This is a genomic window from Methylobacterium sp. Leaf112 (genome assembly GCF_001423295.1).
Lineage (GTDB): Bacteria > Pseudomonadota > Alphaproteobacteria > Rhizobiales > Beijerinckiaceae > Methylobacterium.
The window spans coordinates 193,601-212,118 of the sequence record NZ_LMNG01000001.1; the positions used below are offsets into that span (position 1 = coordinate 193,601).

An 18,518-nucleotide genomic window follows, 5' to 3' on the forward strand; every position below is an offset into this window, starting at 1 on the left:
CTATCCCACCCCATGACCGAAAAGCTGACGATCCTCGCCCTGTGCGACCTCGGACTCATCGCGGAGGCCGAGGTGGAGGCCGCCATCGCGGCCTTCATGGCCGATCCGATGGCGCTGCCCTACACGTTCAAGGAGGGCTACCGGCTCAATCTCGGCAAGGCGATACGCCGACACCCGGGTGCCAACGACTTCGTCAACCGCTCCGACGCCGGCCCGCAGCTCAAGCGTCCGTTCGTGCGCGCCGCCATCCTGCAGGCCCGGCCCGAGCGGGAATAGGTCTACGCCTCGGCCTCGCGGGTGTCCTGCCAGGCCCGGAGGCCCGCGAGGGTGACGACGTGACCGGGCCAGGCGGTGCCGGACAGCAGCGTGTGCGGCGCGTCCGGTTCGCCGAGGTCCGAAACGGCCGAGAACGCGCCGTCGAGGCGGTGGGTCCCGGTGTAGCGGCTGCGGGTGGCGATGACCGGCAGCCCGGCATCGAGGGCCGAGCGGATGCCGGCCACGGAATCCTCGAACGCGATGGCCTCGGAGGCATCGACGCCGAGGCGCGCCAGGGCGAGTTCGAACACGTCGGGCGCGGGCTTCTTGCGGGCGGCCTCGTCGCCGCAGGCGATCACGTCGAACGGGACGTCGCCCCGGGGGAAGTTCATCCGCAGCAGGGCCTCGACGTTGGGCCGGCTCGTGGTGGAGGCGACGGCGAGACGCAGGCCGGCGGCCCGGGCTTCCGCGACGAGTCGGGCGATGCCGGGGCGCAGGCCGAGGCGCCCGTCCTCTACCAGTTCGCCGTAGATCCGGGTCTTCCGATCGTGGATCTCGGCCAGGCGTGGACGAAGGGCGGGCAGATCCCCGGCATGCCGGGTCTCGACGTAATGGGCGAGACGCTCCTTGCCGCCCATCACCGCGAGCAGGTCGGCGTAGAAGGCCGAGTCCCAGGACCAGGGCAGGTCCATCTCGGCGAAGGCCTGGTTGAATGCCTGCCGGTGGAGGTCTTCCGTTTCGGCCAGCGTCCCATCGACGTCGAAGATCAGCGCCCTCAGCATGACACCGGATCGCCGCCGGCATTGGCGCGGATCGCCGCGATCCGGTCGGCGTAGCCGGCCGGGCCACCCTTGAACACGGCGTTGCCGGCCACGAACGCGTTCGCGCCGGCCCGCGCCGCGAGCCCCACGGTCTCGGGGGTGATGCCGCCATCGACCTCGATGTCGAGGGGACGGCCGGCCGCCATGGCGCGGATGCGGGCAATGGTCTCCAGGGTCGAGGGGATGAAGCTCTGGCCGCCGAAGCCCGGATTGACCGTCATCACCAGCACGAGGTCGACCATGTCGAGGAGGGGTTCCACGGCGGAAGCCGGCGTGCCGGGGTTGAGGGCGATGCCGGCGCGCTTGCCGAGGTCGCGGATGGTTTGGAGCGAACGGTGGATGTGGGGACCGGCCTCGACATGGACCGAGATGGTGTCGGCCCCGGCCTCGGCGAACGCCGCGAGGTAGGGATCGGCCGGGGCGATCATGAGGTGCACATCGAAGGGTTTCGTGCTGTGGGGCCTGAGCGCCTTCACCACGGCGGGCCCGAAGGTGAGGTTGGGCACGAAATGCCCGTCCATCACGTCGAGGTGGATCCAGTCGGCCCCGGCTTCCGAGACGGCGCGCACCTCGGCGCCGAGCTGGGCGAAATCCGCCGAGAGGATCGAGGGCGAGATGATCGGGCTGGTCACGGTTCTGTCCTCTCGGGCGCGCGGCGCCCTTCAACGCGTGCGGCGTGCGCCTCACGCCAGGCGGCGCGGTTCCTACGCCATACGGCGCTTGCGCTCGACGAGTTGCATGATGATCGGGGTCAGGATGAGCTGCATGGCGAGGTCGAGCTTGCCCCCCGGGATCACGATGGAATTCGCCCGGCTCATGAACGAGCCCTGGATCATCGAGATGAGGTAGGAGAAGTCGATCCCCTTGGGGTCCTTGAACCGGATCACCACCAGGGATTCGTCGGCGGTGGGAATCCACCGGGCGATGAACGGGTTCGAGGTGTCCACCGTTGGCACCCGCTGGAAGTTGATGTCCGTCCAGGTGAATTGCGGGCAGATGGTCTGCACGTAGTCGGGCATCCGCCGCAGGATCACGTCGGTGACGGCCTCCGTCGAGTAGCCCCGGGTCGAGCGGTCCCGGTGCAGCTTCTGGATCCATTCGAGGTTGATCACCGGCACGACGCCGATCTTGAGGTCGGCGTAGCGGGCGAGATCGACGTTGTCGTCGACGACGCAGCCGTGCAGGCCTTCGTAGAACAGGAGGTCCGAGCCCGGCGCGAAGCTCTCCCACGGGGTGAAGGTGCCGGGCCGCGTGCCGTAGAGTTCGGCGGCGGCCGCGTCGTGGACGTAATGCCGGGTGCGGCCCGTGCCCGATTCGGCGTAGGTGCGGAACACCTCCTCGAGCTCGGGCAGGAGGTTGGCGCGCGGCGCGAAGTGGCTGAGGGTCGGTTCGGCCGCCATGGCCTTGCGCATGGCGATGCGGTCCAGGGCGTGGAACGCGTCGCCCTCGATATAGACGGCGCTCACGTCCTCGCGGCGGAAGATCTGCTCGAAGGTGTTGCGCACCGAGGTCGTGCCCGACCCCGACGAGCCCGTGACCGAGATGATGGGATGACGCGACGACATGCGTTCTGGCCCAGGCGACCCCTACCGCTAGCCGCGCATCAGGCCGCGCTGCCCGAACAGGGGCGAGCGCCCGGCCGCCGGATTGCGGCCGCCATAGTACTTGGCCACGCACGCCACCTCGTCGGCCGAGCCGAAGATCAGCGGCACGCGCTCGTGGATGGCGCTCGCGCAGATGTCGAGGATGCGGCGCTCGCCGTCGATGGCGCCGGCGCCCGCCTGTTCCATGAGGAAGGCGATGGGAGCGGCCTCGTAGAGGAGGCGCAGGCGCCCCTGCGCGTAGCCCTTGCGATTGTCGCCCGGGTACAGGAACACGCCGCCGCGCAGGAGCACGCGCTGGGCGTCGGACACGAGGGAGCCGAGCCAGCGCATGTTGAAGTCCTTGTCGAGGGGGCCTTCCGCGCCGCGCAGGCAATCCTCGATATAGGCCTTCACGGGGGTGTCCCAGTGGCGGGCGTTGGAGGCGTTGATGGCGTATTCCTTGGCCGCAGCCACCACCTCCATGCGCGGGTGGGTCAGGCGGAAGGCGCCCTCCGCCCGGTCGAGGGTGTAGGTCTGCGTGCCGTGGCCGAGGGTCAGCACCAGGGAGGTGGCCGGACCGTAGGTGACGAAGCCGGCGGCGCGCTGGAGGGTGCCGGGCCCCGTGAACGAGCCGAGGGGGTTCTCGGGCGTCGAAGCCGTCGGCCAGATGCCGAAGATCGAGCCGACCGCCATGTTGACGCCGATGTTCGACGAGCCGTCGAGGGGATCGATGGCCACTGCCAGCGGTGCGCCGGGGTTGAGAAGCATCACCCCTTCGGATTCCTCCGAGGCGACTTCGGAAACGGGCGCCCCGCGCAAGGCCTCGGTGAAGCGCTCGTGGGCCAGCACGTCGAGGAATTTCTGAACGTCGCCGTCGCTGTTCTGCGCGCCCTGGGCGGCGAGGTCGCCGGCGAGGGCACCGCGCCCGATCACCGTGCTGACCTCGATGGCCGCCGTGGCGCAGGCCGCGATCACCTTGGCGACATCGGACAGCGTCGGGTCGGCGGCGACGGCCGCGGCGAGGCACGCATCGAGGCGAGACCCGATCTCCAGAGATCCCATCGACATCGGCTCACCTTCTCTCAGGATTCATCGTCCGCACGTAGGCCACCGCCCACGCCGCGTTTTCATCTCCTTGCCACGAGTGGGCCCGTGACAACCAGAGCGCCGGAGGGCGCGTCCTCATCAAAACAAGGAATTTGAAAAAACTTGCGGGCGGTTCCAAAAAAACTAAAACCGGCCCATGCGCAACCTTTCCCTGAAGCAGCTCCAGGCCGTCGCGGCCGTCGCCCGACTGGGCACGATGACCCGGGCGGCCCAGGAACTCAACGTCACCTCCGCCGCCCTCTACGCGCGCATCCGCCAGCTGGAGGAGGAGGCGGGCCTGCTGCTGTTCGACCGGACCCCCACGGGCCTCAGGCCCACGGATGCGGGTCGGGAGATGCTTTGGGCCATCGACAGCATCAACACCGTTCTGGAAACCTGTGCCGACCGGCTGGAGACCCTCAAGGGCGGCGCGGGCGGGCGGGTCGCCATGGGCGTGGTCTCCACGGCGAAGTACTTCGCCCCCGGCATCATCTCGGGCTTCGTCGGCACGCATCCGGCCGTCGAGATCAACCTCGCGGTGGGCAACCGCGGCAACATGGTCGAGGCCCTGCGCAACTACGAGATCGATTTCGCCATCATGGGCCGGCCACCGCGGGATTTCGCCATCGAAGCGGAGACCTTCGGTGTCCACCCCATCGTGGTCGTCGCGGCGCCGAGCCACCCCTTCGCCGGCCGCACCGGACTGACCCGGGAGGATCTGGCCCAGGAATCCTTCCTCGTGCGCGAGGAGGGGTCGGGCACCCGCACGGTGTTCGAGGAGTTCATGAACGGCATCATGATCAAGCGGGCGCGCCTCGGCATCGATTCGGGCTCCAACGAGACCATCAAGCAGGCGGTGATGGCGGGCTTGGGCATCGCCCTCATCTCGGCCCACACGGTGGCGGCCGAACTCGGAAGCGGCCGCCTCGTCCTCCTGGACGTTCAGGGATTGCCGATCCGGCGCGACTGGTACGCCGTGCGCCGGGCCGACAAGGTGCTCGGCCCGGCCGCCGCCGCGTGCTGGGATTACGTGGTCAAGGATGGCGGCCGCTGGCTGCCGCAACTCGCCCTGGTGCCGCGGGTCTCGGCGGTCACCGCGGAGTTCGAGGCGTGAGCGCGGGCGTGGTGGTGGTGGGTGCCGGGCAGGCCGGCTTCCAGCTCGCCGCGTCCCTGCGCGAGGCGGGCTACGCCGATCCCATCACGCTGCTGGGCGACGAACCGGATCTGCCGTATCAGCGGCCACCCCTGTCGAAGGCCTATCTCGCGGGCAAGACCGACGCGTCCGGCCTCGAACTGCGCCCGGCGGCGTATTTTTCGGATCATCGCATCCACCACCGCCCCTCCGTGCGGATCGACGCCATCGACCGGGCGGCGCGGCGCGTGCTGTGCGCCGACGGGACGGCCGTGGCCTACGATCACCTCGTCCTCGCCACGGGCGCGCGCAACCGGGCGCTGCCGGTCCCGGGCGCCGACCTGGCCGGCGTGTTCCAGCTGCGCGGACGTGCCGACGCCGACGGTCTGAAAGCGGCCCTCGCCGATGCCCGTTCGGTCGCCGTCGTCGGAGCGGGATTCATCGGGCTCGAATTCGCGGGCATCTGCGCCGCGCGCGGCCTGTCCGTCACCGTTCTCGAATCGGCGGAGCGGCCGATGGCCCGGGCCGTCTCGGCCGAGACGGCGTCGTTCTTCACCCGCGCCCACGGGAATGCCGGCATCCGCTTCCTGTTCGGGGCGGGCGTCACCGCCATCGAGGGGGAGAAGGGTGCCGAGACCGTGCGCCTGCGCGACGGCTCATCCCTCGCGGCCGATCTCGTTCTCGTCGGCATCGGCGTGATCCCGAACCAGGCGTTGGCCGAGGCGGCCGGACTCGCCGTCGGGGACGGCGTCCACGTCGATGCGTTCCTCGCCACCGACGATCCCGCCGTCTCCGCCATCGGCGATTGCGCCCGCGCTCCGAGCCGCTTCGCCGATGGCGCGTCCGTCCGGATCGAATCGGTGCAGAACGCCCTCGATCAGGGTCGGTGCCTCGCCGCGCGCCTCGTCGGCCGGCCCGCCGCCTACGACGCAGTGCCGTGGTTCTGGAGCGACCAGGGTCCGCACAAGCTGCAGATCGCGGGCTTGTCCGCTCCGTCCGACGCGGCCGTGGCGCGGCCCGTGGCGTCGGGGCTCTGCGTGTTCCGCTTTCGCGAAGGCCGGTTGTCCGCCGTCGAGACCGTGGATCGCCCCGGCGACCACATGGCCGCGCGGCGCATCCTTGCGCAGGGTCGGACCTTGAGCCCCACCGCGGCCGCCGATCCCGCCCACGATCTCAAGGCGCTGGCGACGGGGCGGTGACGTCTTAAGCAGGGTCTCGTTGGCAAGCCAACGAGACCCTGCTTGGCTTCTTGATCTGTCGCAGGTTTTCGACGCGAAACCGGTGACCACTTTTGCGAAACCTGCTTAGCGGTCGTTCTCGGTTGTGAGCGCACCGAGGCGGGTGCCCTCGTCGCCGCCCCGGTCGCTCAGGCGGACGCCGGCCGAGCCGTCCTCCGTGAACACGACGCCCGCCGCCATCAGGGCGCTGCGCAGGGCCTCGATCTGTCCCGAGGCGAGGTCGCTCCCGCCCGATTCGAAGGATTCGATGGTCTCCTCGCCGAACCCGACTTTCCCGGCGAGATCGCCCCGAGACCAGTCGAGCAGCGCACGGGCCGCGCGCGACTGCGCCGCGCTCATGGTGTTCGGGTTCATGCCGCTCGCTCCGCCCTCGTCCGATCCCGCCACCGTGCATCCCTCGTTCGCCGTCAGGCCGTCTCGCCTGACCCGACAACGGAGGATGAGCGCCTTCGTTCAACGCAAACCGCTGCGATGGTCCGTGGACGGCTGGAAATCACCCTTCACGGGGTCTTGACCATATTTGTGCTGGAATCTTATCCGATTGGCCCTGGCGCAGGCTCGCTCCGTCGACGGTCCCGCGCGCTCCGCCGCTGCGAATCGTCCCGCGTGAACGAGTGAATTTTCGTCCACCGACGCGACGCGTGCGCGCTTGAACTGAGAAAGGGCCGAGGATGAGAGCGATCCTGATCGCCGCGATGGCCGGTGCCATTGCGGCCAGCGCGGTGACCACCGCCACGCAGGTGCGGGCCCAGATGGGCGGCAACGTCACCGGCTTCGGCAAGGACGCGCGCGAGAAGCCTGAGAAGAAGCAGTATGTGCCCGCCGCCAAGGCGCAGGAGAAGATCTTCCCCCTCGACGCGACCTGGACGGCCGTGAGCCTCAACGGCAAGGCGTTCAGCGGCAACGACCGGCCGAGCTTCATCGTCGACAAGCAGTACCGTGCCCGCGGCTACGGCGGCTGCAACACCTTCGCGGCGACCGCCTTCCCGCTGAAGGAGCAGCACCTCGCCGTCGGCCCCCTCGCGCTGACGAAAAAGCCCTGCGACAAGGGCCTGGGCGCCAGCGAGCAGGATTTCTTCATCGCCCTGCGGACGGCGGCACAGTGGGACCTCGTCGGGTCGCAACTCGTGATCAAGAGTCAGAAAGGCGAGCTGCGCTTCGACCGCGCTCTCTGATCGACGCCGGTTCCTCTGTTCTCGTGGCGTTAAGCCTGCGTTGAGGACGATCCGGACTCTGCGGCTCGAGTTTACCCCTCGTTCAACGCCCCCGGCGCCTGCTGATCCCCATGGCAGGCACGGGGAATTCGATGGGAACGCGGCTGGAATGGACGACGGGAAGCCGCGGATTGCGGGCAGGTGCGCGTGAGGACACGCGCTACACCTTCCTGTCCGGGCCGCATCCCAGTGCCCTCGTCATCGCTTCCGCGAGCGGAGCCTTCGCCACCCTTGCCGTTCTGTGCGTCGCCCTCCTGCGGGCCTGATGCGGGGACGACCATGATGCCGGGCGCCTGATCCCTTGCGCCCCGCGTGTCACGTTATCTCCGGCCTGCGCACGGGCGGGGCCGAGACCATGCTGGTCGCCCTGTGCGGGGGCCTCTTGGCCCGGGGCATGCCGCAGCACGTGGTGAGCCTGACCGGCGACGGCCCCAACGCCGCCGCCCTGGAGCGCCTCGGTGTGACCGTCCATCGCCTCGCCCCGCGCGGGGCCGCCGGCTCCGCCGTCGCGCTGCTGCGCCTCGCGCGGCTGATCCGGTCCCTGCGTCCCGCGGTGGTGCAGGGCTGGCTCTATCACGGCGACCTGTTCGCCGCCGGCGCACACCGCCTCGCCGGGGCGCCGCGGGACGCGCTCCTCGCCTGGGGCCTGCGCAATTCCGACATCGACCATGCCCGCTACGGCCGCTTGCTCGCCATCGGCCGGCGCCTATCGGGTTGGCCCGGCCTCGTCGTGTCGAACAGCCGGGCGGGGGTGGATTTCCATCTGGCCGAAGGCTACCGCCCGCGCCGCCTCGCCGTCATTCCCAACGGCATCGACACCGTGCGCTTCCGGCCCGATCCCGCCGCACGGGCCGCCCTGCGCCGCGAACTCGGCTTGTCCGACGAGGCGGTGGTGGCGATTCACGCGGCCCGCCTCGATCCGATGAAGGACCACGCCACCCTCCTGGCCGCCGCGGCGTGCCGGCCGGAGGTCCACTTTCTCCTGGCCGGGGAGGGGACGCTCGGCCTCGACCTGCCGGCCAATGCCCGCGCCCTCGGCCGGCGCGACGACCTCTGGCGAATTCAGGCGGCGGGCGACATCGCCGTGTCGTCGTCGGCTTTCGGTGAGGGCTTCTCCAACGCCGTGGCCGAGGGCATGGCCGCCGGGCTGGTACCGGTCGCCACTTCCGTCGGGGATGCCGGCGCGATCCTGGGTGGCCTCGGGTGCCTCGTGCCGCCGCGTGATCCGGCCGCCCTGGCGGAAGCCCTCCGGGCGATGGCGACCCTGCCCGCACCCGCCCGCCGGGCCGCAGGCCTCGCCGCGCGGGCGCGGATCGAGACGGCCTACGGGGTGGGCGCGATGGCGGAGCGCTTCCTCGCCGCCTGGATCGCAGCGGGCGCGGTGATCGGTGGAGGTGGTCCTCGAACGGGTGGCGGGGAATGAAATTCCAACTTTGGCGGAATGGGCAGCACAAAGATTCTAAGTCGCCCACGGAAGCCCGTTGACGGAGAAGATTTCCCTTTGCCCGCAGGCTGTTGGCGATTGCCTCGCCCCCGCCGACGCGATATCCCCCGGCGCGAGACCGAAACGCCCGCGACAGGAGATCACCATGGCCGAGTCCGTCCACGCCGCCACCCGCACGCCCGGCCACGGCCATATCTTCGGATCCATCACCGAAACCATCGGCAACACGCCCCTGGTGCGCCTCAACCGCATCACCAAGGAGCGCGGCATCGATGCCGAGATCCTGCTCAAGCTCGAGTTCTTCAACCCCATCGCCAGCGTCAAGGACCGTATCGGCGTCAACATGATCGACGCCCTGGAGGCGTCCGGCAAGCTCAAGCCCGGCGGCACCCTGGTCGAGCCGACCTCCGGCAACACCGGCATCGCGCTGGCGTTCGTAGCGGCGGCGCGCGGCTACCGCCTCATCCTCGTCATGCCCGAGACCATGTCCCTGGAGCGCCGCAAGATGCTGGCGTTCCTCGGTGCGGAACTCGCCCTCACCCCCGGCCCGCAGGGCATGAAGGGCGCGATCGCGAAGGCCGAGGAACTCATCAACGAGATCCCGGGCGCGATCATGCCGCAGCAATTCTCGAACCCGGCCAATCCGGAGATCCACCGCAAGACCACGGCCGAGGAGATCTGGAACGACACCCAGGGCCAGCTCGATGCCTTCGTGGCGGGTGTCGGCACCGGCGGCACCATCACGGGCGTCGGCTCGGTCCTCAAGCCCCGTCTGCCCGGCCTCAAGGTCGTGGCGGTGGAGCCGACGGATTCGCCGGTGATCTCCGGCGGCCAGCCCGGCCCCCACAAGATCCAGGGCATCGGCGCCGGCTTCATCCCGGACAACCTCGACCGGTCCGTCGTCGACGAGGTGATCACCGTCTCGAACCAGACCGCCTTCGATACGGCGCGGCTGCTGGCCAAGCTCGAAGGGATCCCCGGCGGCATTTCCACCGGTGGCAACGTCGCCGCGGCCCTCGAACTCGCCGCCCGCCCGGAGTTCAAGGGCAAGCGCATCGTCACCGTCGCCTGCTCCTTCGCCGAGCGCTACATCTCCTCGGCTCTGTTCGAGGGCATCTGAGACCGCCCGTGGGACACGGCCTTTCCCGTGTCCCACCCGCCGGTTTCGGCGAAGCCGTGAGTCCAGGCCACCGACCCCTCGACCAGAACGGTGTGATCCCTTGGCCTCCACGGTGCTCTATCATCTTCGGCGCGGTGCCCGCCGACCGTGGGTGCGGGTCGCCCTGTTCAGCGTGGCGGGCGTGGGCGCGGCCCTCGCCTCGGCCCTGCTCGCCCCCCTGATCCCGCCCGATCTCGGGAACTCCATCGGCGCCAACGCCGTCGACCAGATCCTGTCGCTGCTCGCCACCAGCATGCTGCCGGTGGCGACGTTCTCCCTGGCCACCATGGTCCAGGCCTATGGCGGCGCCACCAACACGGCGACTCCGCGGGCCGTGACGTTGCTCATGGAGGACACCCGCGCCCAGACGGCGGTGGGCAGCTTCATCGGCGCGTTCGTCTACGGCGTCGTCGGTCTCATCGCCCTCAAGGCCCATATCTACGGCGAGCAGGGCCGCGTGATCCTGTTCGGCCTCACCCTCGTCGTCCTCGTACTGGTGGTGGTGACGCTGGTGCGCTGGATCGACACCCTGTCGCATCTCGGCCGCGTCGGGGAGACCATCGACGCCATCGAGGTCGCCGCGAGCGACGCCATCCGGCGGCGGGCGGACGCGCCCTATCTCGGCGGCCTGCCCTGGTGTCCGGCGCCCGCAGGCGCGACCCGGATCGTGGCGGCGCGCGCGGGCTACGTCCAGCATGTCGACGCCGCCGGCCTTCAGGCCGCCGCCGAGGCGAAGGGCCTCGTTGTTCACGTCGCGGCTTTGCCGGGCCGTTTCGTCCATGCCGGTCGCCTGCTGGCAGAGATCGCCGCCCCGACCCATGAACCCGTCGACGACGCGACGCAGGCGCGTCTCGTCGCTGCTTTCGTCATAGGGGCACGCCGCACCTTCGACGACGATCCCCGCTTCGGCGTCATCGTCCTCACGGAGGTGGCCTCCCGGGGCCTGTCGAGCGCCATCAACGATCCCGGCACCGTCGTGGACGTGCTCGGGGCCCTGGTGCGCGTGCTCGCCCTTTGGAGCGAGCGGAGGGCCATGGCCCCGGCCGCGCCCCTCCATCCGCGCCTGCGCGTGCCCGGCATCACCACGGACGAGTTGTTCGAGGACGCGTTCGCCCCCATCGCCCGCGATGGGGCCGGTACGGTGACGGTCGGCCTGCGCCTGCAGAAGGCGCTGTCCGCCCTGTACGCGATGGGTGACGCGGAGTTCGCCCGCGCGGCGCGGCATCACGCCGACCTCGCCCTCGTGCGGGCGGAAGCGGTTCTGTCCATCCCGGCCGATCTGGCGGTCCTGCGGGCGGCCCGCGACGATCTCGGTCGTCCGGATTGAAGCAACCGGGCGCCCCCAGGCGCCGTTGTTCCCGTAACCACGGAGGACACCCATGACCGACGAGCCACGCGAGCGCCCCTCGCTGAAGGATTTCGACGCTTACGCCGATCGCAACGGCCAGGATCTCGGCCAGGACGACGCCCGCGACATCGGCCTTCCCTCCCGGACGCAGGCGGACTTGAGGGGCGATCCGTCCGGCGAGGCGGAGACCGCGCGTATCGCCTCGGGCACGCCCGGCTCCGATGCCACCGACGAGACTGAGGCCGAGACGCCCCCGGAGAATCTGCGCCGCCTCGGCGATGCCGCGCAGAAGTCCGGTGGCCCCGAGGGTGCCGCCGCCGAGGCCATCGATCGGGCGACCGCCCCGGTCGGCACCGACGCGAAGGCCTAGAATCATGGTGGAGAAGTCCAATCCCACCGACGCCGCCACCCGCAAGCCGGACGACGACGTCGGCACCCCCGGCGAGCCGGCCGTAGGCGGTGGCGGTCACACCGCCGATCAATCCGCCATCACCGACCAGACCCCCGGCGGCCTCGCGGACGGGCAACGCAAGGATGACTGGGACCAGGGGGGTGCCCCGGGCCGCAATACGACCCCTGTCGGCGGATCCTCGGACGGACAATCCGACCGCAGGCGCTCCTGAACCACACGGGTTCCCGCCGAGCATCGAGCGTGTCCGCCTGTGGTGGGCCCGTTCGATGGGCCGGCGTGGACCCGACTCGCCGGATATGCCAAACGAGCGCCCGGGCGAAACTCATTCGCACGGCTCGAGCAGGACTTCATGCGGCGCTTCTCCAGGACGATCGCGGATTTCTCCAAGTCCCGTGCGGCGCGACCTTCGCCCAAGACGATCCGTCTCTTCGACAAGCTCTTGGATCGGACGTTCTACCTCGCCGACAATCCGGACGTCGCGGCGCAGGGCACCGATCCCATGCGCCACTTCATCGAGCACGGCGAGGCCGAGGGGCGAAGCCTTCATCCGCTGTTCGATCCGGTCTGGTACCGGGAGACCAACCCGACAGCCGGTCCGCTTCCCCTGCGGCACTTCCTGTCCGGCCAGGGGGGCGATCCGCATCCGCTCTTCGACGGCCGGTGGTACCGCCAGACCTATCCGGACGTGGTCGGCTCGAACCTCGATGCCTTCCTCCACTACATCGAGCACGGTGCCCGCGAGGGCCGCGATCCGCATCCGCTGTTCGATACCGCCTGGTATGTTGCACGCCAACCCGAGGCCCGCCGCGCGCCCCTCGTCCATTACCTCTCCGGGCAGGGGACCTGGCCGCATCCGCTGTTCGACGACGTCTGGTACCGACAGGCGCATGCGAAGTCCCTCGCCAGCGGTCTGAACCCCCTTGTCCAGTACGTCGCCGGGGGATGGCGCGAGCACAATCCGAACCCGTTCTTCCACCTCTACTGGTATTCCGATCAAGTGCCCGAACTGGCCGGGCGTGCGAGCAATCCGCTGATCCACTATGTGCGGACCGGTGAAGCCGCCGGCCTCCAGCCGCATCCGCTGTTCGATCCCGAGTGGTACCGCGCGCAATGCGCCGGAGCCGCCCTGCCCGGCGAGCCCCTGGCCTCGCCCCTGGCCGATTTTCTCCACCGGGGTGGTCCCGCCGGCTTGAGTTCGCACCGGCTCATCGATCCGGCCTGGTATTATTCCGTCAATTCCGACGTGGCTGAACAGAACGTTCCGGCGGCGCGTCACTACCTCGCCTATGGCTGGGTCGAGGGCCGCAATCCGCATCCGCTGTTCGACATCCATTACTATCGGCGCACGAACCAGGACGTCGCCGATGCCGGCCTGGAGCCCCTGACGCACTACGTCGCCAATGGATTTCGCGAGGGCCGCAGCCCGCACCCGCTGTTCGATACCCGCTTCTACGGGCGTCACAGCCCCGACGTGATCGAGGCCGGACGCGATCCCCTGACCCATTACCTCACCTACGGCGCCGCCGAGGGACGCGACCCGAACGGGTTTTTCGATTCCCTCTGGTACACGCGCCAGCACGAGAGCCGGCTCGAGAACGGCAGCCTCAACCCTCTGATCCACTACCTCTCGGCCGGCGCCCGCGAGAACCGCGATCCCGGCCCGCTCTTCGACCGCGAATTCTACCTCGCGCATAACCAGGACGTCCTGCACGCCGGCATCGATCCGCTCCTGCACTACATGACCGGTGGTCATGTCGAGGGCCGCCAGACCCGGCCGCCCGACCGCTGGAGCGAGATCTGCTCGGTCACGGACATTCCGAGCGAGATCCGTCGCGACCCGCCGCCTCTGGCCGACCGCGATGTCTGCTTCTTCGTGACCTACACCCCCGACGGACGGGTCCACGACCACACCCTGACGTATCTCTCCGCCCTCAAGGCCGAGGGGCTGACGGTGGTGGTGATCGTGGCGACGGACGGCCTGTCGCGCGCCCTGCCGCCGGACCTCGACGCCATGGACGGTCTGCTCGTCCGGATCAATCACGGCTGGGATTTCGCCGCCTGGGCGGCAGCCATCGCGACCTTCCCCGATGTGTGGAAGGCCCGTTCCCTCATCCTGACCAACGACAGCATCTACGGGCCGGTCGATCGCGGCGATTTCGCCCGGGTGATCGCCCGCGTGCGCACCAGCGAGGCCGATCTCGTCGGCCTCACCGACAGCTACCAGGCCCGCCCGCACCTGATGAGCTACTTCATCGGGCTCACCCGCACCGGCCTCGCCGCACCCGGCATCCGGCGCCACTGGGCGAACGTGAAGAGCATCCGCGACAAGCTCGAGGTCATCAAGGCCTACGAGATGACGCCGCTGGCCCATTGGGACGAGGAAGAGGTCGCCGTCGAAATCCTGTTCCCGACGGACGACGACGAGGACCTTCCCGTCAACCCGACCCTCGTGCGCTGGCGCGAACTCCTCGCGCGCGGCTTTCCGTTCCTGAAGGTCCAGCTCCTGCGGGACACCCTCGAACAGGCCGACCCCACGGGTTGGGAAACCACCCTCGACGGCAACCCGACCCTGCGCGGAGCCATCGAGCGGCACCTCGCCGTCGTCGCCCCGACGGCCATGATCCCCCCGAAGGGTGTCGCTGTCCCCGGACCGGATGTCGACGCCGGCAGCATCCTCGAGGACGAGCCCGAAGCGGTGGCCGCGCCCGAGGCGAAGCCCGGGCCGACCCTGCGCCCGGTGCCGGCGCCGCGTCGGCGCTTCAAGCGCAACGTCGCGGGCCAGACCTTCTACGGCGCCACGCAGAGCATGCGGCCGCGCGAGGCCACGGATCTGGCCCTCGAAGTCCCGTTCGCCTACGGCCCCGCGGCGGCGGCCGGCCCCGTGGCGGTGATCCTCCACGTCTTCTATCCGGAGATGATGCCCGAGCTGCTCGGGCGGATCGCCAACATTCCCGTGCGGGCCGACCTCTACGTCTCGACGGACACCCCCGAGAAGCAGGCCGCCATCGAGGCATCGTCCGCCGCCTACGCGAATGGGTCCGTCGAGGTCCGGGTGTTCCCCAACATCGGCCGCGACATCGCCCCGACGCTCATCGGATTTCGCGACGTCTTCACGCGCTACGACACCTTCCTCCACATCCATTCGAAGAAGTCGCCCCACGATCCGCGCTTCGCCGAGTGGCGGGACTACCTCCTCGACAACCTGCTCGGCTCGCCCGAAGTCGTCGCCTCGGTCCTGCGCCTGCTGGCCGAGGGTGATGTCGGCGTAGTGTTCTCGCAGCATTTCGGCGAGGTGCGCCCCCTCCTGAACTGGGGTTACGATTTCGACTTGGCAAAGGACCTCCTGGCCAGGGCCGGCGTGACCCTGCGCAAGGACTACGTCCTCGATTTTCCGTCGAGCTCGTTCTTCTGGGGCCGCACCGCCGCCCTGAAGCCCCTTCTCGACATCGGGCTCGACTGGTCGGACTTCCCGGCGGAAGCCGGGCAGATCGACGGAACCCTGGCGCATGCCATCGAGCGCTCGCTGCTTTACTTCGCCGAGGCCGCCGGCTTCCGCTGGACCAAGGTGGCACGCGCCGGCACCGGCACGGACGAGACCCTGGTTCCCGTGCCCACGGAGGCCGACGTGGCGACGGGCCTGACCCGGGTCTATCGTCCCCTGCTCGGCAACCCCCTGCGGCCGAGCCAGCAGCGGCACCTGTTTCCCGACGTGACGCCCGTGGCGACCCGGTCCGATCCGAGCTCTCGCCCGCGCCTCAACCTCGTGCTGCCGACCCTGCACCCGAAGCACATCTTCGGAGGCATCACCACGGCCCTGCGCACCTTCGAGGGGCTGGCGGCCGCACTCGGCGACGGCTTCGACCGCCGGATCATCTGCGGCTACGTCCCCATCGACCTCGAAACCATGGCGGGCATGCCCGATTACCGCCTCGTCTCCCTCGGCTCGCCCTACGACGCGTTCCCGCGCACCGTCGTCGACGTCAACGATGTCGACAGCGGCGAATTGCCGATCCGGGCCGGCGACATCTTCATGCCCACCGCCTGGTGGACCGCCACCAGCAGTTATCTGTTCCAGGAAGCACAGGGCCGCTACCACGGCCGCGAACTGCCGGTGCTGTACCTGATCCAGGACCACGAGCCGGGCTTCTACGGCTGGTCGTCGAACTACTCGATGTCGCGGGCCACCTACGCCAACCCCGACAAGACCATCGCGCTCATCAATTCGGAAGAGCTGGCGAACTACATGCTGCGGCACTACGCACTGACCGATGCCAGCATCGTGCGCTACGCCGCCAATGCGAAGATCCGCGGCGCCTTGAGCGTGAAGAAGCGCGAGCGCATCATCCTCGTCTACGGGCGTCCCTCGACCCCGCGCAACTGCTTCGAGACCCTGTGCGCCGGCCTCTCGCTCTGGCAGCAGGCCGAACCGACGTTGGCGGCGAAATGGCGGATCGTCTCGGCGGGCGAGGATTACGATCCCGCACGGGCCGGCGGCGTCTACAACCTCGAGGTCTGCGGCAAGCTCTCCCTGGAGGATTACGCCGACATCCTCAGCCGCGCCTCCGTCGGCGTGTCCCTGATGGTGTCGCCGCATCCGAGCTATCCGCCCCTGGAGATGGCCCATGCGGGCCTGCGCACGATCACCAACGCGTACGAGTGCAAGAATCTGAGTGAGCGCAGTCCCAATCTCACGTCCCTCGATTCGCTCACGCCCGACACCCTGGCGCAAGCGCTCACCGCCCTGACGCGGGAAGCCGAGGCGGAGATCGGCCGTGTCCGGCCGTTCTGCGAAATCGCTGCCCTGCCCTGCCCCCTGCCGGATTACGACCCGGCGGTCCTGGCAGAACGCCTGCAGGGTCTCGTCGGGGCGCCGGCGGAGGCGTGACGGCTTTCGGCTGACCGTCGAACCCCGGAAGATCGGGGGCCCCGCCCAGGGTGGCCCTGCGCAACGGTTCGTCGGCGCTCGCGATGCCTTCGAACCGGAGGCGAATGGCGGAGGCGCCGATCGCGGCACCCTCGGGGCCGTTATCCGGGGACCGGGGAGGGGACCACAGCCCGGATGGGAGGCCGCTTGGCAGCCCTGTCATTCTATGACCATGTGCGCGGGGTCGGGGGACGGGTCTCCCCGCACAGGGGAGGCGGCTTGAATGGCGATCGACGGGATCCAGGTTCTGGTCCGGACCGTGACCGGCCATGAGGCCGCGATCCTCGAATCCTGGCTCGGTCTCCTGAAATCGGGCGGCTCCCTCCAGACCGGGCGCATCCGCGAGGTCGAACTCCAGGCCCAGGCCCGTACCGTGTTCGGGCAGTTGCGCGACGCCCTGGCGTCCGGAGAGAGCGATGGGCACGCGGCCCCCTACGAGACCCTGCGGGAGACCCTCGCGGACATCTCGCGCTCCCGGGCGATCCAGGGCTTCACGCCCACCGACACGGCCAATTTCGTGCTCTCCCTGAAGGAGCCGATCCTCACCGCCCTGGATGCGGCCAACGCCGGCGACATGGCATCCCTCGTCGCCGGCACGCGGGCGGCCAACCGGCTCCTCGACGGCCTCGGCCTCTACACCATGGAAGTGTTCCAGACCGGTCGCGAGGAGGTCATCGGCCGACAGAGCCAGGAGATCGCCGAACTCTCGACGCCCGTGGTCCAACTCTGGGACGGCATCCTCGCCCTGCCGCTCATCGGCACCCTCGACAGCGCCCGCACGGGCGTCGTCATGGAGAACCTGCTGCAGGCCATCGTCGACGAGGAGGCGGAGATCGCCATCATCGACATCACCGGCGTGCCCACCGTCGACACCCTGGTGGCCCAGCACCTCCTCAAGGCCATCGCCGCCGCCCGCCTCATGGGTGCCGACTGCATCATCTCGGGCATCCGCCCGCAGATCGCCCAGACCATGGTGCATCTCGGCGTCGAGCTGAACGTCGTCTCGAAGGCGACCCTCGCCGACGCCTTCGCCCTCGCACTCCGGCGCACCGGCCGCACCGTGGTGCGCCGCGCCGCGCCCGCGCCCGTCGCGGCCGACGACCGGCGCTGACGGTCCATGGACCGGATTCCGATCCTCAAGCTCGGTGGCGCCCTCATCGTCACCATCCAGGTCGACATGCACGACCGTCTCGCCATGGCCCTCGAGGAGGACCTGACGAGCCGGATCGCGGCCACGGGCGCGCGCGGCGTGCTCATCGAGATCTCGGCCCTCGAGATCGTCGATTCGTTCATCGGGCGCATGCTCGACAACATCGCCGCCATCTCCCGGGTGCTCGATGCCGAGACCGTGGTGGTGGGCATGCGTCCGGCCGTCGCCATCACCCTGGTCGAGCTCGGATTGACCCTGACGGGGATCAAGACGGCCCTGAACGTCGAGCGCGGCATGGCCCTGATCCAGGCCCGCCTCGACGAGGACGGCGACCTGGGGAACGCGCGTGCCTCCCGCGAAGATTGAACTCCTCCCCATCCGCTCCGGCGACGACGTGGTCCGGGTCCGTCAGGCGACGCGCGCCCGCGCCATCGAGATCGGCCTCAGCCTCGTCGATCAGACCAAGATCATCACCGCCGCGAGCGAACTCGCCCGCAACACCCTCGATTACGGCGGCGGCGGCGAGGTTACCGTCGAAGTGGTGCAGGCGGGCGCGCGCCGGGGCGTGCGCCTGACCTTCGAGGACAGGGGGCCGGGCATTCCCGACATCGCCCGGGCGCTCACCGACCACTACACCACCGGCGGCGGCCTCGGCCTCGGCCTCGGTGGAGCCAAACGCCTGTCCAACGAGTTCCATATCGAATCGACGCCCGGCGTCGGCACCCGCGTGGTGATCGCGCGCTGGAAATGAG

At 69.6% G+C, this 18,518-nt stretch carries 19 protein-coding genes; 14 read left to right on the forward strand and 5 right to left on the reverse strand.

Features of this window, described 5'->3' with window-relative positions:
- The first annotated feature begins 12 nt into the window (after nucleotides 1–12).
- Nucleotides 13–276, forward strand: coding sequence for a hypothetical protein (locus ASF52_RS00895; RefSeq protein ID WP_056166109.1), 264 nt, complete (start codon nucleotides 13–15; stop codon nucleotides 274–276).
- A 2-nt stretch (nucleotides 277–278) separates the two neighbouring features.
- On the opposite strand, the gene ASF52_RS00900 is transcribed toward ASF52_RS00895, so the two are convergent.
- The 4 genes from ASF52_RS00900 to ASF52_RS00915 all read right to left on the reverse strand — a co-directional run bounded on the left by ASF52_RS00900 (nucleotide 279) and on the right by ASF52_RS00915 (nucleotide 3,727).
- Nucleotides 279–1,037, reverse strand: a complete 759-nt coding sequence (locus tag ASF52_RS00900; protein ID WP_056166112.1) for an HAD-IA family hydrolase — start codon at nucleotides 1,035–1,037, stop codon at nucleotides 279–281.
- Complete coding sequence (gene rpe, locus ASF52_RS00905) at nucleotides 1,031–1,708, reverse strand: ribulose-phosphate 3-epimerase (protein ID WP_056166115.1); 678 nt, start codon at nucleotides 1,706–1,708, stop codon at nucleotides 1,031–1,033. Before rpe ends, ASF52_RS00900 begins: the two co-directional genes overlap by 7 nt.
- Nucleotides 1,709–1,780: 72 nt before the next feature.
- On the reverse strand, nucleotides 1,781–2,641 hold the full coding sequence (locus ASF52_RS00910; protein WP_056166118.1) for a phosphoribulokinase: 861 nt from the start codon (nucleotides 2,639–2,641) through the stop codon (nucleotides 1,781–1,783).
- Between the two features lie 27 nt (nucleotides 2,642–2,668).
- A complete protein-coding gene (locus ASF52_RS00915; protein ID WP_056166121.1) occupies nucleotides 2,669–3,727 on the reverse strand; it encodes a class 1 fructose-bisphosphatase in 1,059 nt (352 codons plus the stop codon).
- A 175-nt stretch (nucleotides 3,728–3,902) separates the two neighbouring features.
- Between ASF52_RS00915 and ASF52_RS00920 the strand changes: the two genes are divergently transcribed.
- Together ASF52_RS00920 and ASF52_RS00925 are read left to right on the forward strand one after the other, a co-directional pair.
- A complete protein-coding gene (locus ASF52_RS00920; RefSeq protein WP_056166124.1) occupies nucleotides 3,903–4,859 on the forward strand; it encodes a LysR family transcriptional regulator in 957 nt (318 codons plus the stop codon).
- Nucleotides 4,856–6,076 (forward strand): NAD(P)/FAD-dependent oxidoreductase, encoded by a 1,221-nt coding sequence (locus ASF52_RS00925; protein ID WP_056166127.1) that lies wholly within the window; start codon nucleotides 4,856–4,858, stop codon nucleotides 6,074–6,076. Before ASF52_RS00920 ends, ASF52_RS00925 begins: the two co-directional genes overlap by 4 nt.
- A 105-nt stretch (nucleotides 6,077–6,181) precedes the next feature.
- Here ASF52_RS00925 and ASF52_RS00930 read toward each other — a convergent pair whose 3' ends face one another.
- Nucleotides 6,182–6,454, reverse strand: coding sequence for a hypothetical protein (locus ASF52_RS00930; protein WP_056166918.1), 273 nt, complete (start codon nucleotides 6,452–6,454; stop codon nucleotides 6,182–6,184).
- Between the two features lie 332 nt (nucleotides 6,455–6,786).
- On the opposite strand from ASF52_RS00930, the gene ASF52_RS00935 reads away from it, so the two are divergent.
- The 11 genes from ASF52_RS00935 to ASF52_RS00980 all read left to right on the forward strand — a co-directional run bounded on the left by ASF52_RS00935 (nucleotide 6,787) and on the right by ASF52_RS00980 (nucleotide 18,517).
- Entirely contained in the window at nucleotides 6,787–7,290 is a 504-nt protein-coding gene (locus ASF52_RS00935; RefSeq protein WP_056166130.1) for an META domain-containing protein, read from the forward strand.
- A gap of 170 nt (nucleotides 7,291–7,460) precedes the next feature.
- Nucleotides 7,461–7,595 carry a hypothetical protein gene (locus tag ASF52_RS23415; protein ID WP_274533772.1) on the forward strand — a complete coding sequence of 45 codons (135 nt, stop codon included), beginning with the start codon at nucleotides 7,461–7,463 and terminating at the stop codon, nucleotides 7,593–7,595.
- 35 nt (nucleotides 7,596–7,630) lie between these two features.
- Nucleotides 7,631–8,752: a glycosyltransferase gene (locus ASF52_RS00940; protein WP_156629932.1), complete on the forward strand. Its 1,122-nt coding sequence runs from the start codon at nucleotides 7,631–7,633 to the stop codon at nucleotides 8,750–8,752.
- 166 nt (nucleotides 8,753–8,918) lie between these two features.
- Nucleotides 8,919–9,893 carry a cysteine synthase A gene (cysK, locus tag ASF52_RS00945; RefSeq protein ID WP_056166134.1) on the forward strand — a complete coding sequence of 325 codons (975 nt, stop codon included), beginning with the start codon at nucleotides 8,919–8,921 and terminating at the stop codon, nucleotides 9,891–9,893.
- 100 nt (nucleotides 9,894–9,993) lie between these two features.
- Nucleotides 9,994–11,259 carry a DUF2254 domain-containing protein gene (locus ASF52_RS00950; RefSeq protein WP_056166137.1) on the forward strand — a complete coding sequence of 422 codons (1,266 nt, stop codon included), beginning with the start codon at nucleotides 9,994–9,996 and terminating at the stop codon, nucleotides 11,257–11,259.
- A 52-nt stretch (nucleotides 11,260–11,311) separates the two neighbouring features.
- Entirely contained in the window at nucleotides 11,312–11,650 is a 339-nt protein-coding gene (locus tag ASF52_RS00955) for a hypothetical protein (protein WP_056166140.1), read from the forward strand.
- Nucleotides 11,651–11,654: 4 nt separating this feature from the next.
- Entirely contained in the window at nucleotides 11,655–11,903 is a 249-nt protein-coding gene (locus ASF52_RS00960) for a hypothetical protein (RefSeq protein WP_056166142.1), read from the forward strand.
- A 138-nt stretch (nucleotides 11,904–12,041) separates the two neighbouring features.
- On the forward strand, nucleotides 12,042–16,577 hold the full coding sequence (locus ASF52_RS00965) for a rhamnosyltransferase WsaF family glycosyltransferase (protein WP_056166145.1): 4,536 nt from the start codon (nucleotides 12,042–12,044) through the stop codon (nucleotides 16,575–16,577).
- A 262-nt stretch (nucleotides 16,578–16,839) separates the two neighbouring features.
- Nucleotides 16,840–17,727 (forward strand): STAS domain-containing protein, encoded by an 888-nt coding sequence (locus tag ASF52_RS00970; RefSeq protein WP_056166149.1) that lies wholly within the window; start codon nucleotides 16,840–16,842, stop codon nucleotides 17,725–17,727.
- Nucleotides 17,728–17,733: 6 nt separating this feature from the next.
- On the forward strand, nucleotides 17,734–18,132 hold the full coding sequence (locus tag ASF52_RS00975; protein ID WP_056166151.1) for an STAS domain-containing protein: 399 nt from the start codon (nucleotides 17,734–17,736) through the stop codon (nucleotides 18,130–18,132).
- Nucleotides 18,113–18,517, forward strand: coding sequence for an anti-sigma regulatory factor (locus ASF52_RS00980; protein ID WP_056166155.1), 405 nt, complete (start codon nucleotides 18,113–18,115; stop codon nucleotides 18,515–18,517). Before ASF52_RS00975 ends, ASF52_RS00980 begins: the two co-directional genes overlap by 20 nt.
- Nucleotide 18,518 lies beyond the last annotated feature (1 nt).